Source organism: Pseudomonas sp. MWU13-2517 (assembly GCF_023242545.1).
GTDB lineage: Bacteria > Pseudomonadota > Gammaproteobacteria > Pseudomonadales > Pseudomonadaceae > Aquipseudomonas.
In genome coordinates, this window is sequence record NZ_JALMFA010000018.1 from 1 (window position 1) to 24,455 (window position 24,455).

Consider the following 24,455-nt stretch of genomic DNA (forward strand, 5'->3'; position numbering starts at 1 on the left):
AGCATAGTCACTGTGGCGAGGGAGCTTGCTCCCGCTGGGTCGCGCAGCGGCCCCAGCTTTGGGCTTGAAAAGACTGGGCCTGCTACGCACTCCAACGGGAGCAAGCTCCCTCGCCACAGGTTACGCGTTGTCCGCTTTATCGTTTAACTGTCTGGAAAGCCACTCTCAGGAGTGGCTTTTTTACGCCTTTTTTTCAGGCAGGCGCCGTTGACGGCTTCAGGCATTCGATGGAGCGATCCACCGTGGTCCTGGCAATCTCCAGCAAATGCCACACCGCGAGGATCTTCGCCCGCTCGGGGTTTTCCAGCAGCTCGCCGCAGTCCAGCGCAGTCGCCGAAGCACTGTCGAGCAAACTGGCGGTGTAGAGCAGGGCGTCTTCGAAGCTCAGGTCGTCGTTGATGCAGTGAACGCCTTGGGTGGGCAGGTAGTGGTCGATAGCGCGGTTGAAGGCTGCGCGGGCTTTGGCGGGATCGAGAGGTGGGTCGGGTAGGACTTTGTTCATGGTGTAGTTCCTGTCTGAATATCAAGGAGCTGACACTTTTCGCGACTAAACGAAGGTGACGGCTGTACGCAGGTTAGTCGACCGGTCAGAACAGGAACCCGGCGCGCCCGAGGGCGCCCTGCGCACAGCCACCATAAAGCTTCATGGGGGCATGCGCCTGTTCCGAGTTCGGGCGACTAAACCCGATCACTGAATTGGCAGTGACGGACCGCAGACTAGCCACCGATTCCAACAGGCACAAGGCGGCAGGGATTGTCTAGGAAACGTCCCGCAATTAAAAGCGACCCGCCTTGCTGGCCCTTTACAAACCATGACCAACTGCCACTCACCCGCCGATCAAACAATCGAATGCGCTCGATGTAGCAGGGGGCTTACTCCCGATAGCGACGGATCAGCCAGGCAGGTTTCACTGGCCCATCACCCTCGAGGGCAAGCCCCTTTTCCAGAGGGGATTTGTAGTTCAGCGCCGACCCGCCCGCGTGCTCACATCCACCCAAACCGCCAGCACCAGGATGCTGCCCTTCACGATCATCTGCCAGTAGCTGTCCACATCCAGCATCGACATGCCGTTGTCCAGGCTGGTAATCACCAGCGCCCCGAGCAACGCGCCATACACGGTGCCCGACCCGCCGCGCATCGACGTGCCGCCGATAAAGCACGCGGCGATGGCGTCGAGTTCGCCCATGTTGCCCGCCGACGGTGAACCGGCCGCGAGGCGGGCGGTGTTGACCAGGCCGGCGAGGGCGCACATCACGCCCATGATGCCGAAGATCCACAGTTTGACGGCCTGCACGTTGATACCCGACAGGCGCGTGGCTTCCATGTTGCTGCCCACCGCGTATACGCGGCGGCCGAACACGGTCTGGCTGGTGACGTAGCTGAACACGCCGAGCAGCACCAGCAATAACAACACCGGCACCGGGATGCCGTCGTAGCTGTTGAGGGTTGTGACGAACCCGGCCAGCACGGCGCCGATCACCCCTACGCGCAACACGTCACGCACCAGGGAATGCGCCGCCAGACCATGCAATGCCCGGTTGCGCCGCTGCTTCCAGGTGAGGAACAAGGTCAGCGCAAACAGCAGCACACCCAGGCCGACACCCACCGCATGCGGTAAATACCCCTGGCCCACGTACACCAGGGATGGCGATACCGGCGCAATGGTCGTGCCGCCGGTAATCCCCAGCAGAATCCCGCGAAACGCCAGCATCCCGCCCAGGCCCACGATAAACGACGGGATGCGCAGGTAAGCGGTCATGTAACCGTTGGCCAACCCGATCATCAACCCGCACAACGCCACCATGCTCAGGTTGGCCAGCAGTGGGATGTGGTAGACCACGTCCAGAATCGCCGCGAGCCCGCCCAGCAGCCCCAGCAACGAACCCACCGATAAATCGATCTCGCCGCTGATAATCACCAGCACCATGCCGCATGCCAGGATCCCGGTGACCGACATTTGCCGCAGCAGGTTGGACAGGTTGCGCGGCGTCACGAAGCCGCCCTCGGTCTGCCAACTGAAGAACAGCCAGATAAACGCCACGGCGATAACCAGGGCAAGCATTTTGTAGCGGGTAAAAAGGTGTTTGACCTGATTCATCTACGCGGTCTTCCGATCATTATTGTGTTGGCTGAGCGCGGCGGCGAGCACCTGTTCCTGGGTAAGGCCGTCGTTGATGAAGTCCCCCCGCAGTTGGCCGTCGCCAATCACCAGCACGCGGTTGGACACGCCCAGCACTTCGGCCAGTTCCGAGGAGACCATGATGATCGACACGCCTTCGGCCGCCAGGGCGCCCATCAGTTTGTAGATCTCATACTTGGCCCCTACGTCCACCCCGCGCGTGGGTTCATCGAGGATCAGCACCTTGGGCTTGGCCATCAGCATCTTCGCCAGCACGGCTTTTTGCTGGTTGCCACCGGACAGGCTGGTGATCGATAACGACGGGCTGGCCGTCTTGAGGTGCAAGCGTGCGATCTGCTGGTCGATGCTGCCCAGCTCGGCCTCGGCGTTGATGCGCGTCAGGTGGGAGTAGGTTTCCAGCACCGTCAGGGTGATGTTCTGGCCTACCCCGAAATCCGGAATGATGCCTTGGCGCTTGCGGTCTTCGGGCACCATGCACAGCCCGGCGCGGATCGCCTTGAGCGGCGTGCGCGTGTCGATCACGGCGCCGTCCAGCCACACTTCGGCGTTGTAGCGGCCGGGGTAGGCACCGAACAGCGCCGACACCAGTTCCGTGCGCCCGGCGCCCACCAGCCCGGCGATGCCGAGGATTTCCCCGCGCCTGAGCACAAAGGAAATATCGTCGACGCGTTTGCGCTTGGGGTTGTCGACGTCATAACAGGTGACGTTGCGCGCCTCGAAAATCACCTCGCCCACCGCGTGGGGTTCTGTGGGGTAGAGGTTGTTCATCTCGCGGCCGACCATCTGGGTGATGATCTGCGGGATGTCCATGTCGGCCATGGCGGTGGTCGCGATGTGTTTGCCATCGCGGATCACGGCGATGGTGTCGCACACCGCCGCCACTTCATCAAGCTTGTGGGAGATGTACACGCACGCCACGCCCTTGGCTTTGAGGTCTCGGATGATATCGAGCAGCACCTCGATTTCCGAACGGGTCAGGGCCGAGGAGGGTTCGTCGAGGATCAGCAGGCGTGCCTGTTTGTTGAGGGCCTTGGCGATTTCCACCAGTTGCTGGTAACCGCCGCCGTACTGCGACACCGGCAGCGCCACATTCATGTCCGGCACCTTGAGCTCGCGCATCAGGGCTTCGGCGCGGTGGAGCATGGCCGGGTAGTTCATGCGCCCGCCGGGCAATGTCAGTTCATGACCCATGAAGATGTTTTCGGCCACCGACAGGTCAGGCACCAGGGTCAGCTCCTGGTGAATGATGACGATGCCGGCGGCCTCGGTTTCGCTGATCGACTGGGCCTTGAGCGGTTGCCCGTCCCAGAGGATTTCACCCTCCCAGGTGCCGTACGGGTAGACCGCCGACAACACCTTCATCAAGGTGGATTTACCGGCGCCGTTCTCACCGCACAGGCCGACACATTCCCCCGGCCGCACGTTGATATCGATACCGTTCAGGGCGGGGACACCGCCAAAGGTTTTGACGATGCCGCGCATTTGCAGCAGGTAATCGGACATGACCATGGCTCACACAAAGGACTGACGACGTTACTGGAGGAGCGAGCGTGCTCGCGAAAAACGTCAAGTCACCGCGTTTATCCAGGCTTTTCGCGTTTTCGTTGACGATCTTCGCCGGCAAGCCGGCGCCTACAGGCCGATCTGCGCTTTGGTATAGAACCCGTCTTTTTCCAGCACGTCGATATTGGCCTTGGTCAAGGGGGTGGGCGTGAGCAGGATGGTGTCGACCTTTTTGCTGCCGTTATCGTATTGCGAGCTGTAGGTCGGTTTTTCATTGCGCGCCAGCTGTACCGAGAGTTTGGCCGCTTCGGTGGCGATCAGCTTGAGCGGCTTGTACACGGTCATGGTCTGGGTGCCGTCGAGTACGCGCTTGACGGCGGCCAGGTCGGCATCCTGGCCGGAGATGGGCACCTTGCCGGCCAGCTTCTGCGCAGCCAGGGCCTGGATCGCACCACCGGCGGTGGCGTCGTTGGAGGCAACGATGGCATCGATCTTGTTGTCGTTCCGGGTCAAGGCGTTTTCCACGATGCTCAGGGCTTCGATGGGGTTCCATTCCTTGACCCACTGCTGGCCGACGATCTTGATATCGCCCTTGTCGATGGCCGGTTGCAGCACCTTCATCTGACCTTCGCGCAGCACTTTGGCGTTGTTGTCGGTGGGCGCGCCGCCGAGCAGGAAGTAATTGCCCTTGGGCGCCGCTTGCAGCACGCCGCCGGCCTGCATCTCGCCGACTTTTTCGTTATCGAAGGAGATGTACGCGTCGATATCGGCATTGAGGATCAGGCGGTCATAGGACACGACCTTGATCCCGGCCTTCTTGGCTTCGGCGACGGCGTTGGTGAGCACGGTGGCGTTGAACGGTACGATGACGATCACATCGACGCCACGGGAGATCAGGTTTTCAATCTGGGAAATCTGCTTCTGCTCGTTGGCGTCGGCCGATTGCACGAAGACTTTGGCGTCGAGTTTTTCCGCTGCCGCAACGAAGTAGTCGCGGTCGCGGGACCAGCGTTCCAGGCGCAGGTCGTCGATGGAAAAACCGATTTTCGGGTGCGCGGAGTCGGCCATCACCGGCAGGGCGAGCAGGGCCAGGGCGGTGGCGAGCAGGGTACGTTTGAATGACTTCATGGTAGCGCGTCCTTTTATTGTTGTTGGAAGACTCTAGACAAACATAGTACGCGTGGCGAGCGAGCTTGCTCGCGTTGGGCTGCGCAGCGGCCCCACAAAACAGGGAGCGCTGCGCACTCCAGCGCGAGCAAGCTCGCTCGCCACAGGGGTCAGCGATAGATGAAGCGGTTGACCACGCCCTCCAGCATTTCTTGCCGCCCGCTCACGGCCTGCGGGTTCAGCGCGTTGGCAAACGCGTGCTCGGCCAGCGATTCCAGGCTGAACTCACCGGCCAGTACGGCCTGGCCCAGCGGCTGCCGCCAACCGGCATAACGCTGGTCCTTGAATTGCTGCAAGCGGTCGTTCTGCACCATGGCGGCTGCGCGTTCCAAGGCCAGGGCCAGTACATCCATGGCCTCCACGTGCCCATGGAACAGGTCCACTTCGTCCAGGCTTTGCCGACGGACCTTGGAGTCGAAGTTATAGCCGCCGTTCTTGAAACCGCCGGCCTTGAGGATTTCATAGGTGGCCAGGGTCATCTCCTCGACGCTGTTGGGGAACTGGTCGGTGTCCCAGCCGTTCTGCGGGTCGCCGCGGTTGGCGTCGATGCTGCCGAAAATACCGAGGGACACGGCGGTGGCAATTTCATGATGAAAGCTGTGCCCGGCCAATGTCGCATGGTTGGCCTCGATGTTCACCTTGATCTCCTGTTCCAGGCCGTACTCATGCAGGAAGCCGAACACCGTGGCGCTGTCGTAATCATACTGGTGCTTGGTCGGCTCCTGGGGCTTGGGCTCGATCAGCAGGTCGCCCTTGAAGCCGATCTTGTGTTTGTGCTCAACCACCATGCGCATGAACCGGCCGAGCTGTTCACGCTCGCGCTTGAGGTCGGTATTGAGCAGGGTTTCATAGCCTTCACGGCCGCCCCACAGCACGTAATTGGAGCCCTTGAGCCGCAGCGTGGCATTCATTGCGCTGAACACCTGGGCGGCTGCATAGGCAAACACCTCCGGGTCGGGGTTGCTGGCGGCGCCGGCGGCAAAGCGCGGGTTGCTGAAGCAGTTGGCGGTGCCCCACAGCAACTGGATACCGGTTGCTTCCTGATGGCGCTCCAGGTGATCGACCATCTGCGCAAAGTTGTGGCGATACTCCTTGAGCGAACTGCCTTCGGGGGCGACGTCCGTGTCGTGAAAGCTGTAGTAGTCGATGCCCAGTTTGGAGAAAAACTCGAAAGCGGCCTGCGCCTTGCCAATCGCCAGGTCCATCGGCTCGCCGCTGCGCTGCCACGGTCGCTTGAAGGTGCCCATGCCAAACATGTCCGCACCGGGCCACACAAAGGTGTGCCAATAACAGGCGGCCATGCGCAGGTGCTCACGCATGGGTTTACCGAGGATCAGCTTGTCGGCGTCGTAATGGCGGAAGGCGAGGGGCGCCTCACTGTCAGGGCCTTCGAAGCGAACCTTCTCGACACCGGGGAAATACTGCATGGCGTTTTCCTTATTGTTCTTGGCGGTGTCTGGATACTAGCAACGGCGTCGGGCCCGCCGATTATGAAAATCACCAAGGGAGGGTGCGATTTTGAGTGGTGAGGTTTAGTCTGTGACGACTGGCCTCAGGACAACAACAATGAAAACCCTACCGCCCGTTCACCGTATCGCCCTGCTGTTCAATGGCAGCAAAATCTACGACCGCGGCATCATCGCCGGCATTGGCAATTACCTGAGCAGTACCCGTGCGTCCTGGGACCTGTTTCTGGAGGAAGACTTCCTGTGCCGCCTCAGAGGCATCGAGCGTTGGCAGGGCGACGGCATCATTGCTGACTTCGATGACCCGCTGATCGGCGAAGCGCTGGCCGGGAGCCGGTTGCCGGTGGTGGCGGTGGGGGGCTCCTACGAGGATGCACACGCCTATCCCAAAGGCATTCCCTATGTGGCCACCGACAATCACGGTTTGATGAAGCTGGCGTATGAGCATTTGATTGAGGCGGGGTTGACCCGGTTTTCCTGTTTCAGCCTGCCCCAAGCCCAGGCCAACCGCTGGGCGCAGGAGCGCGAAAAGGCCTTTCGCGCGTTGTTGACGCGTGATGGTTTACCGGTGGAGATCTATCGCGGCCTGGGCACCAGTGCGCCGCTGTGGGACAGCGCGGTGGAGCAACAGATCGCCTGGCTGGAAAGCCTGCCCAAACCCATCGGCATCATCGCCGTCACCGATGCCCGTGCCCGACAACTGCTGCAAGCCTGCCTGACGGCGGGGATCGCCGTGCCGGAAGAAGTGGCGTTGATCGGTATCGACAACGACCCACTGACCCGCACCCTTACGCGGGTGCCGCTGAGTTCGGTGATCCAGGGCACCGAGACCATGGGCCGCACCGCCGCCGCCCTGTTGCACCAGATGCTGCACGGCAAACCCTGCGCCGGTACGCAGATTCTGGTGCCACCGGAGGCGATCAACGTACAAGCCTCCAGCCTGCACCAACCCTTGGGCAACCCCTACGTGATGCAGGCCCTGCTGTTTATCCGCCAATACGCGTGCCAGGGCATCAAGACCGCCCAGGTGGCGGCGTATGTGGGGGTATCGCGCTCATCCCTGGAATCGCACTTTCGCAAGGAGCGCGGCTGCAGCGTGCACGACGAGATCCTGCGCTTCAAACTGGCGGCTGCCGCCAAGGGCCTGCAGAACCACACCGTGGCGATTGCCGAGATTGCCGCGCGCTGCGGCTTCAAATCGGCGCAGTACCTGCACACGGTGTTTCGCCGGGAGTTCGGCTGCACGCCAAGGGAATATCAGCAAGGCGCGGCCTAGAACACGGCTTTGACCTGCAACCCCAGCACCAGCGCGTTGTCGATTTGCTCACCCGCAAAGGCTCCCGGCTCGATGATGTATTGCACATCCGGGCGCAGGGTCAGCCAGGGCGTGGCCTGGTAGCCATAGCTGAGTTCGATCAACTGCTCGGCATTGTTCAGGTTGGGGTACTCGGTTCCCGCGTTGAACGCCGCCAGTTCCTGTACATCACGGCTGCGCGGGTTCGGCACGGCCCGTCCATACCCCAGGGCCAGCGTGTCTCGCGGCCGGCCTTCGAACGGTTTGTACAGCACCACACCCGCGCCATACCACTTGCTGAACGGCGACGCCGCCGCGCTGGCCGCGGAGTACTGGCCGAAGGCATGCAGCGTGCGGCCGACGGAGGAGTCGGAGGCCCACACCGCTTGATCGATCAGCAGGTAATGGCCGCCGCGTCCGTTGACGTCCTTGTTGCTGCCGATGCGTTTGACAGTGGAGCTGTCGTAGTAATAACCCAGCTTGTATTCACCTGGCAGCGGGCCTGCGTGTTTGTAGACCAGCTCGACCGGCACCACGGTACCGGTGGTGTGTTTCGGGTCCAGGCGCCAGGCACGGCTGGAATTACCGTTGCTCTCGGGGTCGACATTGAACGCCGCGACGCGCAGTTGCCACGCCGGTGAAAAATCGTATTTCACTCGGGCGCCCAGGCGCGCATTCGGGTAGTTGGTCCAACCGCTGCCGCCGGACATGTTCAGCGGGTGTCCGCAGAAACCGGCGTTCATGAAGTTGCACAGAATGCCGCTGTCGAGGCCGCCGAGGTCATTGCCCATGGCCATGTAGCCCAGCTTGACGTTAAGCGCGGGGGTGAACAGCGTGCGCTCGTAGCTCAGTTCGGTGAGGCGGGTGTAGAGGCCACCGTAGTTTTCCTGGATCGGCAGGCGGTTGCCCACCAGATCCTCGGAGGCGCTGTTGCCGCGACGGTCATTGACGGTGACCTGGATGCGGTCGCCATGGTTGAAGCCGTAGAGCTTGCCCAGGTCGAACTGCACGCCGAGCTTGATGTTCTGCGAGTAGCGTGCCGAGCGGTGCAGGCCACCGTCGGCGTTGTAAGCGGTCTCGCCGCTGTAGTCGCCGGTGAAGCGGATGCCTTGTTCGTCGAGTTCACGGCGCAGGCCGTCCCAGTCGCCGGTCAGGCGGGTGTCATCGGCTTGAGCGGGCAGGGCGGCGGCAAAGGCCAGGCCCAGCAACAGGCGCCCAATGGAAATAGGAGAAACGGGGATCATGCAGGTTCTTCCAGACAGAAGGCGCGGTGCAGGAGCACCGCGCAAACAAGGGGCGGTCAGGGCAGGGCGTAGGCGATCACGTAGTCGCCACGGTCGGTGGACTGGCGTGCGCCACCCGCGGTGATGACCACGTACTGCTTGCCGGTTTTCGGCGATACGTAGGTCATCGGGCCGCCCTGGCTGCCGACGGGCAGGCGGGCTTTCCAGATTTCTTCACCGTTGCCGCTGTTGAAGGCGCGCAGGTAAAAGTCCTGGGTCCCGGCGATAAAGATCAGGCCGCCCTGGGTCGACAGCGTACCGCCGAGGGTCGGCAGGCCGATCTTGATCGGCAGGTGCATGCGGATACCCAGTGGGCCGGTGTCTTCCACGGTGCCCACGGGGACTTGCCACGCAATCTGCTGGGTCTTCATGTCGATGGCGGTCAGGGTGCCGAACGGCGGCGCCTGGCACGGAATGCCGGCCACCGACAGGAAGCGGTTTTTGTTCACCGCATACGGCGTGCCCTTGAGCGGTACGGCGCCCATGCCGGTGTTGAGTGCTTCACCGCCGGACGAGGCTTGAGCCTTGTTCTGCGACGGGATCATCTGGATCCACAGGCCCAGGCGCATGTCGTTGACGAAGATGAAGCCGTGCACCGGGTCGGTGGAAATGCTGCCCCAGTTCATGCCGCCCAGGGAGCCTGGAAAACTCAGCGATTTATCGGTGCCCGGTGCGGTGTACAGGCCGTCGTAGCGCATGCCCTTGAAGTCGATGCGGCACAGCAACTGGTCGTACGGCGTGGCGCCCCACATGTCCGACTCGGTCAGGGTTTGCGCGCCGATCTGTGGCATGCCCACCGATTTTGGCTGGGTCAGGGAGTACGGCTCGTTAGGGATGTTCGCCGCTTTGACGGGCACTTCCTTGACGTCGGTCAGTGGCTTGCCGGTGGCGCGGTCGAGCACATAGATCTGCCCGGCCTTGGTGCCGATCACGACGGCGGGTACGGCCTTGTCGCCACCCGGCGGGGTGAAGTCGATCAAGCTCGGCTGCATCGGCAGGTCGAAGTCCCACAGGTCATTGTGGACGGTCTGGTACACCCATTTTTCCGCACCGGTGGATGCATCCAGTGCCAACACCGAAGCGCCGTATTTGTGGTTGAGCTGGGTGCGTTCCACGCCGTAGATATCGGTGGAGGAACTGCCCATCGGCAGGAAGACGGTGTTCATCAACGGATCATAGGACATCGGTGCCCAGCTGTTCGGCGTGCTGCGCACATAGGTGCTACCGGCTGCGGGGGCTTGTTTGTCCTCGGGGTTGCCCGGGTCGAAGGCCCAGCGCATTTGCCCGCTGATCACATCGAAACCACGGATCACGCCGCCAGGCATGTCGGTTTGCACGTTGTCCGCCACGCGCCCGCCCACTACCACGGTGGTGCCGGCCATCAATGGCGCCGAGGACAATTGGTAGTAGCTGTCCGGTACATCACCCAGGCCGGCTTTCAGATCCACCTGGCCGTGGGTGCCGAAGTCTTCGCAGAATTTACCGGTGTCGGCATCCACCGCGATCAGGCGCGCATCAATGGTGTTGGTCAGCAGGCGACGCTGGCATTGCGCACCGGCCGGTACGCTGGCGGCGAGGATCGGCGAGCTGTTGGGCTGAGTCGGTTGGGCAATCGGCGCGGTGGCGTCGAAATAGGCCATGCCACGGCAGCGCTGCCAGACCGCCGACTTGGCGTTGACCTCGTTCTTCCACAGCTCTTTGCCGGTGTCGGCATCCAGTGCGATCAGGTTGTTGTGCGGGGTGCAGATGAACACCTTATTGCCGACCTGCAGTGGCGTCAGTTGGTCTTCGGCCCCGTTGCCGTCGCTGATGGCCACGTCGCCCGTGTGGTAGGTCCAGGCCACCTTGAGCTTATTGACGGTGTCGCGGTTGATCTGGTCCAGCGCGGCAAAGCGGCTGCCGCCTTCGGTATTGCCGTAGTGCGCCCAGTCTTTTTGTGCGTCGGCTGCGGCCACCGGCGTGATGCCGGGGCCTTTACCCGTCGGCGCCACGCTGGGGTGGGCGACAAACATATTGCCTGCCGCGACCGCCACGCCCGCTGCCAGCACGGCGGCAACGCCATAGGCGCCGCGTGCAGGCCGGTTGACCAGCAGCGGATACACCAGCGCCACCGCCACGCCGATCACCGCGAACATGAACACCCGCGAGAACAACGGCCAGAACACCAGGCCCACATCCGCTATGGCCCACACGGCCGTACCTGTCAGGAACGTCGCGAACAACCAGGCGCCGGCGGGTTTGCGCTGGGCGATCAACAGCCCGGAAACCGCCATCGCCGTGCCGCCGACCAGGAAGTACCAGGAGCCGCCAAGGCTGACCAGTTTGGCACCGCCCACGGCCAGCGCCACGCCGAGCAGGCCGATGATGATGCCCAGGCCCAGCAGGAGAAATCTTGAAGCGCCAGCGGCGCGCGATGCTCGTTTCATATCGATAAAGGCTCGAAGGTGAGAGGCAGAGGCGCGATTTTAGCAATATAAGTAACCAGTTAGTACATTGTGCTGGCGAATAGTCTGTTACCGGTTCGGCAATGATGCCCGGCATCAAGCCAGGGCATCACGCTGCATGGACTGCAGGTTTTTCTCGATGGTCTCGCAGATGGTTTCCATCTGGATCTGGTGTTCGCTGGAGCGAAACGGGCTTTGCAGGTCGGTGCCGATGCGTTCGATCGCCAGCAGCATGAAGCCCACTACCGTTGAAGCCAGCGGGGTAAACCAGCCCAGGGATTCGACCAGGCCCACCGGCACGATCAGGCAAAACAGCGTAATGAACAACCGGGGAAAGTACACGTAAGGGTAGGGCAGCGGCGTATTTGCAATCCGCTCCATGCCGCCCTGGCTGTTGGACAAATCCACCAGGGTCGACTCCAGCCGCGCCAGGCGAATGCTGTCCAGGCGCCCGGCCTGGTATTCCCGGGCCAGTAAGGTGGCCGAACCGGTGAGCAGGTCATTGGCAAAGTTATTGGTGGCGCCGTTGCGTGCAAACTCTTCCGCAGGGATAAACGCGCGCACCTCATCGGGGCATGGTCGGCCCCTGAGGTGCGCCGCCAGGCAGTTCACGTAGGCGACGTGGCGACGCAACAGGGTCGATTTGACCGGGTTCACTTCGCCTTGGGCATCATCGAGCAAGGTCAACACCTGGCGCGCGTAACTGCGCGAGTTGTTGACCATCGCGCCCCACAACGTGCGCGCTTCCCACCAACGGTTATAAGCGCTGCTGTTACGAAAACTGATCAATACCACCAGGGCCGAACCCAGCAGTGTAAGGGGCATCAGCGGCAGGTTGATCTTGGCATTGAGGAACAGCATGAAGTCCACCGTCACGGCGATATCCCATAACAGCAGCCATAACAGCGACCAGCCCACATAACCCATGGTTTTGATGATCAGACGGTATTTCTTGAGGATGGCGGCTTTCAAATCAAGACCTCGCAGGGACGGTTGATAACAGTGCTCTGATTCGGACGTGCGCAGTCCGAGAAGGTTCGCTGATCAATGTCTGGATGGAGTTATTCAATAAGTGCAAGGCGTAATTACAGGAGAAGTGTCACAAGCGTTCTCTGGGTTATGGGCGATTACCACCTTGGAACAACTTTGGTACTGATGACGTCTGGTCGGTCAATCGCTGTACATTGCGCCATCAGGCAAAGCGCTATTACCTGAAGTCTTGCGACGTGAGTTGTTTTGGGACCGGGTCACAGGAACTTCTGTGGCCGAGATCAGTGGAAGATAGTTGGTTGGTCAGGGCTCATTCATGCACGTCAGTTCGTTGAAGTTGGCTATATGTCACACGGCGCAGGAGCTCGAACGCCATGTGGATTTTGAACGTTTCATCCGGGCGCATTACACGGTGCAGTTGGGCCCCTATTCAAAACGGCCGTTTTTCTACAAGAGTGCACTCAAGTACAGCCGTTTGATGGTGTCCGTGGCTTTGTTGAGTGATTACTTCTGCAAGCCGACGCCGTTACTGTCCGATGTCAAAAGCTTTTGTGTGGCGCGGGGGTATTGCTCGCGAAACAGCCTGGAATCGATCTTTTCGCTGTTACGCGCGCTGGGCTTCATGGACGTCGCGCCGCACCCCGAAGACAGCCGCTTCCGGGTGTATGCGCCGTCGGAAGAAGCTTGCCGCGAAGTGCGTTTGATGTTGACGTCGATTACTCACTCATTGACGCTGATGTGCCCGGAACGCGCCGTCCTTCGGCAAATGCACGCGTTGGACGATCAGCAGTTCCTGGCCACCTATTTCAAAGGCTTTGGCGTCATTCTGGCCGCCGACCTCACCGTCGATGTGTTGCTGCCCGAGTGTTACTGGCTGGTCAAAAGAGATGCCGGGCATATGTTGATGCTCGCGATCTACAACGATGCTTTTGCGCCGGACAATCAACGGGCACGGTTTCGTTCGTCTTCCTACCTGGCCTTGGCCAAACAACTTTCAGTGTCGAAAACCCACGTTATCCGAGTGGTCCAGGAGGGGGTTGAAAAGGGCTATTTCAAAGTCCACTCCAAGACCCGATTGGAAGTGCTGCCGCGGTTTGCCAGCCTGGTGCGGCGGTTCATGGCTTTTTCATTTGCGGTGAGCGTGCATGCCGTTGAGATGGGAGCGTAGAGATGCCTGCTCACTTGAAGTTGAGACTCAGAATGCGCCGGTTGCTCTCGCCGGCGGTCATCCAGGCCGAAGGCATTGGAATTGTGGCCTGGGCGGCGCTGCTGCTGATTCATCCGGCCATTGAGTTCGACAGTTTCTCGTTGCTGCTCAGTGCTTGCCTGCTGGTGGTGTGCCGGCTTCATTACGTCATCGAGAACTTGCACCTGTGGCGCGTGCTGGGGGTTGTCTACGTGGTGGTGTTGTCGGCAGGTTTTGCCTATGTCATCGGCGCGCATGACGAGTTGCGCGTTTTCGTCTTGCCGTTGGCGGTCATACTGGTCATCAGCAGCGCCATCCTGTTTATCAGTGTCCAGGACTATCTGATCTGTACTGCGCTGGTATGGCTGATCCTGTGGCCTTTGATGCAGACGGATATCTACATTGAAACGCAGACCTTCCTGTGGCTTTTTTGCGCGTCGTCGGTGTCGATCGGCTTTGTCCTGAGCTTTTCCTATTTGAAGACCCTGCGCTCGGTACTGTTGGTGGAAAGCGAGTTCCGCGTGATGGCGGAGACCGATTACCTGACGTCCATCCTCAACCGACGCGCGTTCATGCAATGCTTCGACGATCTGCTTGCCGATGGCCAAAGCGGCTATTTCCTGATGCTGGATATCGACAGTTTCAAATCCAAGAATGACCTCTATGGCCACGATGTCGGCGACAAGATCCTGTGCGCCATGGCCGCCTGCCTGAGAAATGCCAAAGGCAGCCACAGTTTCGGCCGGATCGGCGGCGAAGAGTTCGGCGTGCTGTGGCTGGGCGATGACTCGGCGCTTGCCTGCGACTTTGCCCTGGACCTGTTGCAGGCGATCCGGCGCAGTGTCGCCGCGCCGCACAACTACACCTGCAGTGCGGGCATGGCGCGGTTTTCGGCGGGGGCGGATATGTCGGTGGTGCTCAAGGTCGCCGACAGGAATTTGTACAGCGCCAAGCGTAATGGCAAGGATTGCGTGTATCTGGAGGGCGAGCCGGTCGCCGCACCGTGCGGTGCGACGACTGAGTGAATTTACTCGATGGGGTAGCGTTTGAAGGCTGGGTGCTGCTCCAACTGCTCGGCGTGGCGTTGCAGGTTGGGAAATGCATCGGCCTTTACCACCGAGGGCACGGTGAACTGGCTGAAGGACCAGGCCACGGCCGCCGTCAGCGACGCTTGGGAAAGCACGTTACCAGCGGCTTGGCCCAGCTGTTTGTCGAGCAAGCCGAAGGCGGCCAGCAGTTGCCCGCTGACGCGCTCGAGCCAGGGGGCGTGTTGTTTCTCGGTTGGGCGCAGCTTTTGCTCATACACGATCTGCACGCTTTTCTCACAGGCGGCCAGGGCCAGCCCGAGCAGTTGCAGCTCGCGCGCGCGTGCAGCGGGCGATTGAGGCAGCAGCTTTTTATCAGCCGGGGCCAGGGTTTCCAGATAGTCCAGGATCAGGCTCGAATCCATCAGCACCGTGCCATCGTCCAGCACCAGGGTGGGCGCCTTGACCACCGGGTTGATCTGCGCGAATTCGCTGTAAGTGCTGAACACCGACAGCGCTTCATGGGTGAAGTCCACCCCGTACAGGTCCAGGGAAATGGCCACGCGGCGTACGTAGGGCGAGTCCAGCATGCCGATCAGTTTCATGAAGCCTCCATTGCTTTCGGGGTGTCGGGCTCAAGAGAGTAAGGGCACCGGCTCGGCGTGCGCAATGGCTTCACGCAGTGGCTGGTACGCCTGCACCAATTGTTCCAGGCTGAACGCCAGGTTGCGCCCGCTGGGGTTGGGCAGCACCCACACATTCGCCCCAGCGAAGGGTTGCGGCTGCAACCCCCAGGCAATCGTGCGCCGGCCGGACAGTGCGCTGTAACCCGCCTTGCCGAGAAACGCCACGTAGCGCGGCCGGCAGCGGCCAATTTTGTGTTCGAGCGCCGTCGCCGCCTGCATGAATTCATGCCGGGCCAATTCCCCCGCGCTGGCGGTGGGCCGCTCCACCAGCGTGGTCAGGCCGCAGCGGTATTGCAACAACGTGGGGCCGTCCTCGGGGCGAATCTCATGGGGCGTGAAACCCGCCCGGTGCAGCGTGCGCCAGAAGCGGTTGCTGCGATTGGCAAAGTGCTGGCCGATGGCGGCGGAGCCCTTGCCGGGGTTGATGCCGCAGAACACCACGCTCAGGTGCTCGGCGAGGATGTTTTCAAGCCGCTCGTTCATGTCGTGTCCACCTGCAAATGGGTCGGCAGCCACGCGGTGAAACGGCGCGCCATGGGCTCGTATTCACTGTCACGATGGGCCAGCGACGCCCAACGGGGCCCGCGTATAGTGGATTGCGCCAGGGGCGACAGCAACCCGTCTGCCCGCGCCTGACGACTGAGCAACTGGCTGACCAGGTGGCGGCATCCATCGCGTGACCAACCACCCGCCAATGGCTTAGTCTGGAGCGCTTCGTTGATCGCAAGCGCTTCTGGAGCACTCAGCATGACCGATTACGTACCTGCGAAAGTCTGGACCTGGGACACCGAAAACGGCGGCACCTTCGCCAGCATCAACCGGCCTGTCGCCGGTGCCACCCACGATAAGGCCTTGCCCGTCGGCAAACATCCATTGCAGCTGTATTCCCTGGCTACGCCAAACGGGCAGAAGGTGACGATCCTGCTGGAAGAGCTGTTGGCGTTGGGGCATGCCGGCGCCGAGTACGACGCCTGGCTGATCAGGATCGGTGACGGCGATCAGTTCGGCAGCGGCTTTGTGTCGGTCAACCCGAACTCCAAGATCCCGGCCTTGATGGATCACAGTGGCGATACGCCGATCCGGGTGTTTGAGTCGGGGGCGATCCTGCTGTACCTGGCGCAGAAGTTTGGGGCGTTCTTGCCCACTGAGCCTGCTGCGCACGCTGAGTGCCTGTCGTGGTTGTTCTGGCAGATGGGCAGCGCGCCGTATCTGGGCGGTGGTTTCGGGCACTTTTATGCGTATGCGCCGAGCAAGATGGAATACCCCATTAACCGGTTCGCCATGGAGACCAAGCGCCAGCTCGATGTTTTGGATCAGCGCCTGGCGGTGAGCGAATACATTGCCGGGGACGCATACACCATTGCCGATATTGCCATCTGGCCTTGGTATGGTGGGTTGGTGAAAGGGCGTTTATATGGCGCGGCGGAGTTTTTGTCGGTGCATGAATACAAGCATGTGCTGCGCTGGGCCGAGGCGATCGAGGCGCGCCCTGCGGTGCAACGGGGGCGGCGGGTGAATCGCGCTTCGGCGGACGAGGGCATACTTGAGCGCCATGATGCCAGCGATTTGGACTGACCCTCAGTCAACGTGCGGGAGCGAGCCAGTCTGCTCGCTTTTTTGATCTGCCCGAATTCAACCCCTCTTTTGTTTGTGGAACACCCTCATGAAAACATGCCCTGTACAGCCGCCCCTGGAGCCGCAGTCCGTCTGCCACCCGATCACCAGCAGCGCGATTTTCATGGTCGCCACCCTTGCACCCGGCGATGTCGACGGCGTGCGTGCCTGGTGCGCCGACATCGCCGGCCTGGTGCGTTCGGTGGGCAAGCGCGTGCCGTCGGGCAACCTTACCTGTGTGTGCGGGTTCGGCTCACAGGCGTGGGACCGGCTTTTCGGCGCCCCGCGCCCGGCGGCGTTGCATCCGTTTCGCGAGTTCGGCGTGGAGGGGCGCAAGGCGGTGGCCACTCCCGGCGACATCCTGCTGCACATCCGCGCCGACCAGATGGACCTGTGCTTCGAGCTGGCCACCCAACTGATGACAGCCTTGGGCGACAGCGTGAAAGTGGTGGATGAAGTCCAGGGTTTCCGCTACTTCGATATGCGCAGCATCATCGGTTTTGTCGACGGCACCGAGAACCCGGTGGGGCGCAAGGCCGAGGCTTTCACCCTCGTCGGCGACGAAGACCCGGGCTTCAGTGGCGGCAGCTACGTGCTGGTGCAGAAATACCTGCACAACATGACGGCGTGGAACGGCCTGACAGTGGAAGCCCAGGAGAAGGTGATCGGGCGTACCAAGCTGTCGGACATCGAACTGGATGACGAGACCAAGCCGACCAACTCCCACAGTGCGTTGACCGTTATCACCGACGAGAACGGTGAAGAAGTGAAGATCCTGCGCGACAACATGCCTTTCGGCCGCCCCGGCGCCGGAGAGTTCGGCACCTACTTCATCGGCTATGCGCGTTCGCCGCAGCCACTGGAGCAGATGCTGGAAAACATGTTCGTCGGCCGCCCGGTCGGCAATTATGACCGCTTGCTGGACTTCAGCACTGCCGTCACTGGCGGTCTGTTTTTCGTGCCTTCGGCCGACCTGCTCGAAGCGCTGGCCGAGCGTACGAGCGGGCTATAAGCGTAGGAGCGGGCTTGCCCGCGAAAAACGTCAACGATAACGCGTGTTGCCTGAATGAACGCGGCGTCTGTGAGTTTTTCGCGAGCAAGCTCGCTACAAAAAGCCTTGATTGACTGGTGTCAGGCGCGAACTCCCTTCTTCATTTTGCGTCAGCTCAGCAGGCCAGTGCTGACCGCCACAATCAGGAAGATCCCCAGCAGCGCGCGGTAGATCACGAATGGCCAGGTGGAGAAGCGCTCCAGGAACTTCATCAGGCCCCAGATCGCAAAGAACGCCGATACGCTGGCAACCACCAGGCCGAACAGCAAGTGCGACCAGGCATGGGCAGGCATCTCGACGTGCAGCAGCAGCCACAGTTCCTTCAGACCGGCCAACGCAATGGCCGGCAGGCCCAGCAGGAAGGAAAAGCGTGCGGCTTCTTCACGCTTGAAGTTGAGAAACAGTGCGGCGGTCAGGGTCGAGCCCGAACGCGATACGCCCGGAATCAAGGCGCCGATCTGCGCGATACCCACGATCAACGCGTCGCGCAGGCGCATTTCGCTCACTTCCCGGGTATGCCGGGCACGGACCTCGGCCACCGCCAACAACACCGCCATCACCACGCAGGAAATGCCGACGACCATCAGGCCGCGCAACGGCGAGTTGCAGGCGTTCAGGGTGGACGACAGCGCCAGGCCGGCGATACCAATCGGGATGGTCGCCAGCACAATCGCCACCGCCAGCTTGAACCAGCGGTCGTTGTAGTCACCCCGGCGCACTGCACTGATGCTGCCGGTGGTCACCTGGCGTACGTCGTGCCAGAAGTAGCTGACCACCGCCGCCAGCGCGGCCAATTGCATGGCGGCGGAGAATGCCGAGCCGGGGTCTTGCCAGCCGAGCAGGGCGGGCACCACGCGCATGTGGGCGGTAGACGACACCGGCAAGAGTTCGGTAATGCCCTGGATCACACCCAGGATGAAGATCTGCAGGTAATCCAGGGAGGCGAAACCCACGTCCAGGCCGGCGGTACAAACGTTTGTCAAGATAGGCTTCCTTGAATAAAGGGCGGGGTGATCGGTAAATGCCAGTCAGTTAAGGAGGGCATAGTCACTGTGGCGAGGGAGCTTGCTCCCGCTGGGTCGCGAGGCGGCCCCAGCTTTGGGCTTGAAAAGGCTGGGCCTGCTACGCAGTCCAACGGGAGCAAGCTCCCTCGCCACAGGTTACTTGTTGTCCGCTCCGTCGCTTAACTGACTGGCATTAGGGGTAATCGGTAAAGTTTATTCTAAATGTTTCAGGATTTTGGCCGGGGCGGGATAAATACGCAATCGGTTCAGCCAACAGAAAGGTTGGACAATGTATTGGCCTGCCTCCGGGTTTTGTGAACAATGGCGCCCTGCGTTTTTTCACTGAGAGCCCCATGCCTGAAACCACCGTCGAACTGATCCAGACCGGCCCCGAAGCCGCCGAGCTGATCCGCAATCTCTACCAGTACTACGCCTATGAGTCTTCGGACTGGGAGCAGGAAGATGTCGAAGCGGACGGCCGTTTCTACATTCACGACGAGCACCTGGACCGTTACTGGCAAGACCCGCAGTGGAGCGCCAACCTGTTGCTGGTCGATGGCTGCATCGCCGGCTTCCTGTTGATCGAAAGCAGTGAACTGCCGGGCATCCACGCCCTGGAACTGGCCGACCTGTTCATCCTCAAGCGCTACCGCCGCAAAGGCATCGGCCGCGCCATCGCCACCCAGGTGCTGTGCAGCGGCGATACCCAGTGGCTGCTGCGTTTTTATGACCAGGACGAAGCGGCCCAGGCGTTCTGGCGCACCGTGCTGGATAACCTGCCGCGCCTGGTGCAAACCATCGAGCTGGATGATGAGCCGCAGTTGGTGAATTACCTGATCACCCGGGCTGCGCTGCACTGAGACAGGGTGGATGTCGAAATGCCCGGCGGTCAGGCGCGGGTGCTCCCCGTGCGTGTCGCGAACAGCAGCTGCTGCATCGCCTGCGGCGGTTGCCCAAAGGCGCGCAGGAAGGCCTGGCGCATGCGCTCGCGATCACCGAACCCGGTTTCGCGGGCCACCACTTCGACCGGATGCCGGCTGGTTTCCATCAAGGCCCGGGCCGCTTCCACCCGCAGTGACTCGATAGCCTTGGCGGGGGTCTGCCCGGTTTCTTCGCGAAACACCCGGCTGAACTGGCGTGGACTGAGTCGCGCCACGTCGGCCAGGGCCTCCACCGACAAGTCGTGGGTCAGGTTCTCGCGGGCATAGGCCAGGGCCAATTGCACACGGTCGGACTTGGGGTCCAGCTCCAGCAGCGCCGACAGTTGCGACTGCTCACTGCCACGGCGCTGGGCGATCACCAGTTTGCGTGCGATACGCCGAGCCAGGTCGCTGCCCAGGTCGTTCTCCACCATGGCCAGCGCCAGGTCCATACCGGCACTCATGCCGGCGCCGGTCCACACCTGGCCATCGACGACAAACAGTTTGTCCTCTTCCAGATGAATGTGGGGGTAGCGCTTGCGGAACGCCGGGGCGTGAATCCAGTGGGTGGTGGCGCGCTTGTCGTCGAGCAGCCCGGCTTCGGCCAGCACGAAGATGCCCATGCACAGCGAAGCGATCCGGCGTGATTGCGCAGAGGCGGTCTTGACCAGTGCCGGCAGGTTGGCCTCGGGTAATTGGAACTCCAGGTAACCGCTGACGATCAACGTGTCATAGCCCTCAGGCCGCATCGGCGTGGTGTTGACCGAAAATCCCTGGGACGTCATCACCGCACCGCCATGCTCCGACACCAGATGGAACGCGTAAGCCGGTTCGCCCTGGAGCAGGTTGGCGCATTCGAACACCGAAGCCAGGCTCAGGCTCAGGGATTGGAAGTTCGGGTAAACCAGCAGCGCGATGCTGTGCATCGTGTTTCTCCAGGGGCAGGGGTGAAGGATTGTCGGTGGATGGCAGGCAAACGGCAACTGCCGCGGTGGCATGTCCGAAAACCTTGCGGATATGACGTTGTGCGGCGATCACCCGGCTCATAAGCTTCAACCCACAGACATCCCGAGGCACTGAACGATGAAAGTATTAATGGTACTGACCTCTCACGACCAGCTTGGCAACACCGGCAAGAAAACCGGCTTCTGGCTTGAAGAGTTTGCTGCACCCTATTACGTATTCAAAGACGCCGGTGCCGAGTTGGTGCTGGCCTCCCCAGCCGGCGGGCAACCGCCACTGGACCCGGTGAGCGATCAACCGGATGCGCAAACCGAGCAGACGCGGCGTTTTGCGGCGGACCCGGCGGCGCAACAGGCGCTGGCGAGCACCGTCCGGTTGGACACGGTCAAGGCGGCTGACTTCGACACCGTGTTCTACCCCGGCGGCCATGGCCCGCTGTGGGACCTGGCTGAGTCGCCTACGTCCATCGCGCTGATCGAGTCTTTCGAACGTGCCGGCAAGCCCATCGGTTTTGTCTGCCATGCGCCGGGTGCGCTGCGTCATGTCAAGGCCGTGAACGGCGAACCGCTGGTCAAGGGCCGCCGAGTCACTGGCTTCTCCAATTCGGAAGAGGCGGCCGTGGGCCTGACCGAGGTGGTACCGTTTCTGATTGAAGATGATTTCAAGGCCCTCGGCGGCCACTATGAAAAAGGCGCCGACTGGCAGTCTTTTGTGCTCAAAGACGGTTTGCTGGTCACCGGGCAGAATCCGGCCAGCTCCAGCGACGTAGCCCAGGCCCTGCTGAAACTCACCGCGTAAATCACTAAAACCGCTGTATCGCTTGGCGACTCTACAGAGTCGCCAAGGCTTTTGTTCGCGCCAAATTTGGAATATCGCTCATGATCCACAGTGTTTTAAATGCCCCGATCAAGCTGGGCAACCATACCTTGAACAACCGTATCGTCCTGCCGCCCCTGACTCGCCAACGCAGTGCCCAACCCGGCGACATCGCCACGGCGCTGATGGCCGAGTATTACCGTCAGCGTGCCACTGCCGGCTTCATGATCAGCGAGGGCACGCAGATTGAGCCCCGAGGCCAGGGGTACGCGTGGACGCCGGGCATCTACAGCCCCGCGCAGATCGACGGCTGGCGCACAGTCACCGACGCGGTACATGGCGAAGGCGGGGTGATCTTTGCGCAGTTGTGGCACGTCGGCCGCGTTTCCCATAACGCGCTGCAACCGGAGGGCGCCGCCCCGGTCGCGCCGTCCGCCATTGCTGCCCGACAAGCGAAAGCCTTTATTGAAACCGCGCCGGGTACGGGTGAGCTGGTGCAACCGCCCGTACCGCGGGCGTTGAGCGTGCTGGAGATCGAGGAGCTTGTGGGTCATTACGCCCAGGCCGCCCGCAATGCCCTGGACGCAGGCTTTGATGGGGTGGAGATCCACGCTGCCAATGGTTACCTGGTCAACCAGTTCATCTCGGCCCATGCCAACCAGCGTGAAGACGAGTACGGCGGCTCGCTGCACAATCGCTTGCGTTTCCTGCGGGAAATTGTCGAGGCCGTGAGTGCGGTGGTCGGGCCGCAGCGCCTCGGCGTGCGTTTTTCGCCGCTGTTCAGCGGCACGGAACAGGACCGCGTGTATATCGGCCTGGTAGAAGACGACCCACATCACACCTATATCGAAGCGATCAAGGTGCTGGAGGCCTCGGGGATTGCCTATGTCTCGATCGCCGAAGCGGATTGGGACAACGCGCCTGACCTGCCCGACACATTCCGCGAAGCCGTACGCAGCACTTTCAGCGGCCGTATCCTCTACGCCGGGCGTTATACCGCTGAGCGTGGCGCACGGTTGGTCGAGGCGGGCCTGGCGGACCTGATCGCGTTCGGGCGTCCGTTCATTGCCAACCCGGACCTGCCGCAGCGGATCTTCAATGGCTGGCCACTGAATCCGCTGCGTGCCGAAGGCTTGTATGGCGGGACGCAGGTGGGGTACACCGATTACCCGGTTTACGCCGGGTAATCAGGCTACGCGCAACACAATCTTGCCGATATGGTCGCCACCTTCCATCCGCGCATGGGCCTTGTCGGCTTCGGTGTAATCGAACACCTGGTCGATCATCGGCACGCAACGTCCCGCTGACAGCACCGGCCATACGTGTTCGCGCAATTGGTCGGCGATGGCGGCTTTCTCTTCCCGGGTGCGCGGGCGCAACAGCGAGCCGGTGATGTTGGCACGCTTGGCCAGGATGGTCAGCAGGTCGACGTCATGGGCCTTGCCGCCGCCAAGGAAGCCGAGCATCACCAGGCGGCCGTCCATCGCCAGGGCCTTGAGGTTGTTGTTGAGGTAAGAGGCACCCATGATGTCGAGCACCACATCCACGCCGTGGCCGCCGGTTTTCTCGGCGATGACCTGGGCGAAATCCTGCTCGCGATAATTGATCGCCTCGGCACCCAGCTCGGTGATGGCGGCGCATTTGTCGGCACTGCCGGCCGTGGCAAAAGCCTGGATGCCGAACTCGCGACACAGCATCAACGCGGTAGTGCCGATGCCGCTGGTACCGCCGTGGATCAGGGCACGCTGGCCCTTGTGCGCGCCGCCCAGGCCGAACAGATTAGCCCAGACGGTAAAGAAGGTTTCGGGGATGGCGGCGGCATGAATCCAGTCCAGGCCGTCGGGGACCGGCAACACCTGGCCGGCAGGCGCGCTGCAATATTGCGCGTAACCGCCGCCATTGGTCAGCGCACATACTTTGTCGCCCACGGCGTACGCCGTCACACCGTCGCCCAATGCCACCACTTCACCCGCCACTTCCAGCCCCGGAATCGGGCTCATGCCGGGCTTCATCGGGTACTTGCCGGCGCGTTGCAGCGCGTCGGGGCGGTTGACCCCGGCGGCTCGCACGCGAATCAGGATTTCGCCGGCTGCCGGGGAGGGCACCGGTGCCGAGCGTGGCTTGAGCACTTCGGGGCCGCCTGGGCTGGTGATTTCGATCAAGGTCATGTCTTGGGGCAGGGACATCGTGCGATTCCTGTAGTCGTGAACATATGAAGTGGGACTACCTTACGCGGCCGTTGATTCAATCGGAACCCTTTCATGTCAGCACATGGCTGCAAGCCGCCGGCTCGTCGTTGCAAGACAATCGTACCGGGTTCCGGTGCACAGGCGCCGGTCGGTTTTCATGCACACGAGGTGCTTATGAACGAATCAAAACACCAGGATGCCGGGCTGCTGTTTTTGCGGGCCAGCGGGGCGCTGTTCCTGCTGTGGGTCCATGGTTTGCCGAAGGTGCTGAACTACGGCGCGCAACTGAAATTGATCGAAGACCCTTTTCACCTGGGCGCAAATGTCACCCTGCTGTTGGCGATCTTCGCCGAAGTGCTGTGCCCGTTGCTGATCCTCGCCGGGGTGCTGACCCGCCTGGCGTGCTTGCCGATCCTGGCCGTATTGCTGATCGCGATGCTGGTGGTGCATCCCGAGTGGACGTTGTTCGAAGGGCAGTTCGGCTGGTTGCTGTTGATCATTTTCACCAGCGTGCTGATCAGTGGGCCTGGCCGTTTTACCGTCGCTCAGCGTTGGGCCTGAAAAAAAAGGGCCGGGCAGGCCCTGATGCCAGTAAGTTAAGGGTGAACGCTGTATGTGTGGCGAGGGAGCTTGCTCCCGTTGGGCCGCGAAGCGGCCCCGCTCTTTGTTTACAAAGCATGGGACTGCTGCGCAGTCCAACGGGAGCAAGCTCC

22 protein-coding genes and 1 pseudogene are annotated in these 24,455 nt (G+C 61.6%); 9 read left to right on the plus strand and 14 right to left on the minus strand.

The window, feature by feature from the left end; genetic code table 11:
• Nucleotides 1-193 precede the first annotated feature (193 nt).
• The 5 genes from M5B97_RS23340 to xylA form a co-directional block, all read right to left on the minus strand.
• Nucleotides 194-502: a hypothetical protein gene (locus M5B97_RS23340; RefSeq protein WP_248732788.1), complete on the minus strand. Its 309-nt coding sequence runs from the start codon at nucleotides 500-502 to the stop codon at nucleotides 194-196.
• A 460-nt stretch (nucleotides 503-962) separates the two neighbouring features.
• Nucleotides 963-2,099 carry a sugar ABC transporter permease gene (locus M5B97_RS23345; RefSeq protein ID WP_248732789.1) on the minus strand — a complete coding sequence of 379 codons (1,137 nt, stop codon included), beginning with the start codon at nucleotides 2,097-2,099 and terminating at the stop codon, nucleotides 963-965.
• Entirely contained in the window at nucleotides 2,100-3,644 is a 1,545-nt protein-coding gene (gene xylG / locus M5B97_RS23350) for a D-xylose ABC transporter ATP-binding protein (RefSeq protein ID WP_248732790.1), read from the minus strand.
• Nucleotides 3,645-3,773: 129 nt separating this feature from the next.
• Complete coding sequence (xylF, locus tag M5B97_RS23355; RefSeq protein ID WP_248732791.1) at nucleotides 3,774-4,772, minus strand: D-xylose ABC transporter substrate-binding protein; 999 nt, start codon at nucleotides 4,770-4,772, stop codon at nucleotides 3,774-3,776.
• Nucleotides 4,773-4,921: 149 nt separating this feature from the next.
• Nucleotides 4,922-6,238 (minus strand): xylose isomerase, encoded by a 1,317-nt coding sequence (xylA, locus tag M5B97_RS23360; protein ID WP_248732792.1) that lies wholly within the window; start codon nucleotides 6,236-6,238, stop codon nucleotides 4,922-4,924.
• A gap of 139 nt (nucleotides 6,239-6,377) precedes the next feature.
• Between xylA and M5B97_RS23365 the strand changes: the two genes are divergently transcribed.
• Nucleotides 6,378-7,553: a XylR family transcriptional regulator gene (locus tag M5B97_RS23365; protein ID WP_248732793.1), complete on the plus strand. Its 1,176-nt coding sequence runs from the start codon at nucleotides 6,378-6,380 to the stop codon at nucleotides 7,551-7,553.
• Here the strand turns inward: M5B97_RS23365 and M5B97_RS23370 are convergent.
• The 3 genes from M5B97_RS23370 to M5B97_RS23380 all read right to left on the minus strand — a co-directional run bounded on the left by M5B97_RS23370 (nucleotide 7,550) and on the right by M5B97_RS23380 (nucleotide 12,270).
• Entirely contained in the window at nucleotides 7,550-8,815 is a 1,266-nt protein-coding gene (locus tag M5B97_RS23370; protein ID WP_248732794.1) for a carbohydrate porin, read from the minus strand. The two genes, M5B97_RS23365 and M5B97_RS23370, sit on opposite strands and share 4 nt — an antisense overlap.
• A gap of 56 nt (nucleotides 8,816-8,871) precedes the next feature.
• The gene (locus M5B97_RS23375; RefSeq protein ID WP_248732795.1) at nucleotides 8,872-11,280 is read right to left on the minus strand and encodes a glucose/quinate/shikimate family membrane-bound PQQ-dependent dehydrogenase; all 2,409 of its coding nucleotides are present in this window, start codon (nucleotides 11,278-11,280) and stop codon (nucleotides 8,872-8,874) included.
• Between the two features lie 114 nt (nucleotides 11,281-11,394).
• On the minus strand, nucleotides 11,395-12,270 hold the full coding sequence (locus M5B97_RS23380) for a bestrophin family ion channel (RefSeq protein WP_248732796.1): 876 nt from the start codon (nucleotides 12,268-12,270) through the stop codon (nucleotides 11,395-11,397).
• Between the two features lie 334 nt (nucleotides 12,271-12,604).
• On the opposite strand from M5B97_RS23380, the gene M5B97_RS23385 reads away from it, so the two are divergent.
• Nucleotides 12,605-13,456 (plus strand): hypothetical protein, encoded by an 852-nt coding sequence (locus M5B97_RS23385; protein ID WP_177421611.1) that lies wholly within the window; start codon nucleotides 12,605-12,607, stop codon nucleotides 13,454-13,456.
• A 2-nt stretch (nucleotides 13,457-13,458) separates the two neighbouring features.
• Complete coding sequence (locus tag M5B97_RS23390; RefSeq protein ID WP_248732797.1) at nucleotides 13,459-14,499, plus strand: GGDEF domain-containing protein; 1,041 nt, start codon at nucleotides 13,459-13,461, stop codon at nucleotides 14,497-14,499.
• A 2-nt stretch (nucleotides 14,500-14,501) separates the two neighbouring features.
• On the opposite strand, the gene M5B97_RS23395 is transcribed toward M5B97_RS23390, so the two are convergent.
• The 3 genes and pseudogenes from M5B97_RS23395 to M5B97_RS23405 all read right to left on the minus strand — a co-directional run.
• Nucleotides 14,502-15,104: a glutathione S-transferase family protein gene (locus M5B97_RS23395; RefSeq protein WP_248732798.1), complete on the minus strand. Its 603-nt coding sequence runs from the start codon at nucleotides 15,102-15,104 to the stop codon at nucleotides 14,502-14,504.
• 30 nt (nucleotides 15,105-15,134) lie between these two features.
• Nucleotides 15,135-15,668, minus strand: a complete 534-nt coding sequence (gene mug / locus M5B97_RS23400) for a G/U mismatch-specific DNA glycosylase (protein WP_248732799.1) — start codon at nucleotides 15,666-15,668, stop codon at nucleotides 15,135-15,137.
• Nucleotides 15,665-15,844: pseudogene (locus M5B97_RS23405) on the minus strand (LysR family transcriptional regulator); the annotation flags it as partial. The gene mug and the pseudogene M5B97_RS23405, both read right to left, overlap by 4 nt.
• 88 nt (nucleotides 15,845-15,932) lie before the next feature.
• On the opposite strand from M5B97_RS23405, the gene yghU reads away from it, so the two are divergent.
• Both yghU and M5B97_RS23415 read left to right on the plus strand, forming a co-directional pair.
• On the plus strand, nucleotides 15,933-16,760 hold the full coding sequence (gene yghU, locus M5B97_RS23410; protein ID WP_123717989.1) for a glutathione-dependent disulfide-bond oxidoreductase: 828 nt from the start codon (nucleotides 15,933-15,935) through the stop codon (nucleotides 16,758-16,760).
• A gap of 88 nt (nucleotides 16,761-16,848) precedes the next feature.
• A complete protein-coding gene (locus M5B97_RS23415) occupies nucleotides 16,849-17,811 on the plus strand; it encodes a Dyp-type peroxidase (protein WP_123717990.1) in 963 nt (320 codons plus the stop codon).
• 149 nt (nucleotides 17,812-17,960) lie between these two features.
• Here the strand turns inward: M5B97_RS23415 and M5B97_RS23420 are convergent, their stop codons facing one another.
• Nucleotides 17,961-18,833 (minus strand): undecaprenyl-diphosphate phosphatase, encoded by an 873-nt coding sequence (locus M5B97_RS23420; RefSeq protein ID WP_123717991.1) that lies wholly within the window; start codon nucleotides 18,831-18,833, stop codon nucleotides 17,961-17,963.
• A 374-nt stretch (nucleotides 18,834-19,207) separates the two neighbouring features.
• On the opposite strand from M5B97_RS23420, the gene M5B97_RS23425 reads away from it, so the two are divergent.
• Nucleotides 19,208-19,714 (plus strand): GNAT family N-acetyltransferase, encoded by a 507-nt coding sequence (locus M5B97_RS23425; RefSeq protein WP_248732800.1) that lies wholly within the window; start codon nucleotides 19,208-19,210, stop codon nucleotides 19,712-19,714.
• A 29-nt stretch (nucleotides 19,715-19,743) separates the two neighbouring features.
• Here M5B97_RS23425 and M5B97_RS23430 read toward each other — a convergent pair whose 3' ends face one another.
• Nucleotides 19,744-20,700 carry a GlxA family transcriptional regulator gene (locus M5B97_RS23430; protein ID WP_123717993.1) on the minus strand — a complete coding sequence of 319 codons (957 nt, stop codon included), beginning with the start codon at nucleotides 20,698-20,700 and terminating at the stop codon, nucleotides 19,744-19,746.
• A gap of 157 nt (nucleotides 20,701-20,857) precedes the next feature.
• On the opposite strand from M5B97_RS23430, the gene M5B97_RS23435 reads away from it, so the two are divergent.
• Both M5B97_RS23435 and M5B97_RS23440 read left to right on the plus strand, forming a co-directional pair.
• Nucleotides 20,858-21,535 (plus strand): type 1 glutamine amidotransferase domain-containing protein, encoded by a 678-nt coding sequence (locus M5B97_RS23435; RefSeq protein ID WP_248732801.1) that lies wholly within the window; start codon nucleotides 20,858-20,860, stop codon nucleotides 21,533-21,535.
• An 80-nt stretch (nucleotides 21,536-21,615) separates the two neighbouring features.
• Entirely contained in the window at nucleotides 21,616-22,740 is a 1,125-nt protein-coding gene (locus tag M5B97_RS23440) for an alkene reductase (RefSeq protein WP_248732802.1), read from the plus strand.
• Here the strand turns inward: M5B97_RS23440 and M5B97_RS23445 are convergent, their stop codons facing one another.
• Entirely contained in the window at nucleotides 22,741-23,739 is a 999-nt protein-coding gene (locus M5B97_RS23445) for an NAD(P)H-quinone oxidoreductase (protein WP_248732803.1), read from the minus strand.
• Nucleotides 23,740-23,916: 177 nt separating this feature from the next.
• Here M5B97_RS23445 and M5B97_RS23450 point away from each other — a divergent pair, with 177 nt between their 5' ends.
• Nucleotides 23,917-24,303 carry a DoxX family protein gene (locus M5B97_RS23450; protein WP_123717997.1) on the plus strand — a complete coding sequence of 129 codons (387 nt, stop codon included), beginning with the start codon at nucleotides 23,917-23,919 and terminating at the stop codon, nucleotides 24,301-24,303.
• Nucleotides 24,304-24,455 lie beyond the last annotated feature (152 nt).

Excerpts from the sequence above, each read along its gene's own strand:
- xylG (WP_248732790.1), bottom strand. The coding sequence starts at position 3,644 with ATGTCCGATTACCTGCTGCAAATGCGCGGCATCGTCAAAACCTTTGGC.
- M5B97_RS23440 (WP_248732802.1), top strand. The coding sequence starts at position 21,616 with ATGATCCACAGTGTTTTAAATGCCCCGATCAAGCTGGGCAACCATACC.
- M5B97_RS23430 (WP_123717993.1), bottom strand. The coding sequence starts at position 20,700 with ATGCACAGCATCGCGCTGCTGGTTTACCCGAACTTCCAATCCCTGAGC.
- M5B97_RS23415 (WP_123717990.1), top strand. The coding sequence starts at position 16,849 with ATGAAAACATGCCCTGTACAGCCGCCCCTGGAGCCGCAGTCCGTCTGC.
- M5B97_RS23345 (WP_248732789.1), bottom strand. The coding sequence starts at position 2,099 with ATGAATCAGGTCAAACACCTTTTTACCCGCTACAAAATGCTTGCCCTG.
- M5B97_RS23395 (WP_248732798.1), bottom strand. The coding sequence starts at position 15,104 with ATGAAACTGATCGGCATGCTGGACTCGCCCTACGTACGCCGCGTGGCC.
- M5B97_RS23375 (WP_248732795.1), bottom strand. The coding sequence starts at position 11,280 with ATGAAACGAGCATCGCGCGCCGCTGGCGCTTCAAGATTTCTCCTGCTG.
- M5B97_RS23390 (WP_248732797.1), top strand. The coding sequence starts at position 13,459 with ATGCCTGCTCACTTGAAGTTGAGACTCAGAATGCGCCGGTTGCTCTCG.
- M5B97_RS23435 (WP_248732801.1), top strand. The coding sequence starts at position 20,858 with ATGAAAGTATTAATGGTACTGACCTCTCACGACCAGCTTGGCAACACC.
- M5B97_RS23365 (WP_248732793.1), top strand. The coding sequence starts at position 6,378 with ATGAAAACCCTACCGCCCGTTCACCGTATCGCCCTGCTGTTCAATGGC.
- M5B97_RS23425 (WP_248732800.1), top strand. The coding sequence starts at position 19,208 with ATGCCTGAAACCACCGTCGAACTGATCCAGACCGGCCCCGAAGCCGCC.
- xylF (WP_248732791.1), bottom strand. The coding sequence starts at position 4,772 with ATGAAGTCATTCAAACGTACCCTGCTCGCCACCGCCCTGGCCCTGCTC.
- M5B97_RS23340 (WP_248732788.1), bottom strand. The coding sequence starts at position 502 with ATGAACAAAGTCCTACCCGACCCACCTCTCGATCCCGCCAAAGCCCGC.
- M5B97_RS23385 (WP_177421611.1), top strand. The coding sequence starts at position 12,605 with ATGCACGTCAGTTCGTTGAAGTTGGCTATATGTCACACGGCGCAGGAG.
- M5B97_RS23445 (WP_248732803.1), bottom strand. The coding sequence starts at position 23,739 with ATGTCCCTGCCCCAAGACATGACCTTGATCGAAATCACCAGCCCAGGC.
- mug (WP_248732799.1), bottom strand. The coding sequence starts at position 15,668 with ATGAACGAGCGGCTTGAAAACATCCTCGCCGAGCACCTGAGCGTGGTG.
- M5B97_RS23370 (WP_248732794.1), bottom strand. The coding sequence starts at position 8,815 with ATGATCCCCGTTTCTCCTATTTCCATTGGGCGCCTGTTGCTGGGCCTG.
- yghU (WP_123717989.1), top strand. The coding sequence starts at position 15,933 with ATGACCGATTACGTACCTGCGAAAGTCTGGACCTGGGACACCGAAAAC.
- M5B97_RS23450 (WP_123717997.1), top strand. The coding sequence starts at position 23,917 with ATGAACGAATCAAAACACCAGGATGCCGGGCTGCTGTTTTTGCGGGCC.
- xylA (WP_248732792.1), bottom strand. The coding sequence starts at position 6,238 with ATGCAGTATTTCCCCGGTGTCGAGAAGGTTCGCTTCGAAGGCCCTGAC.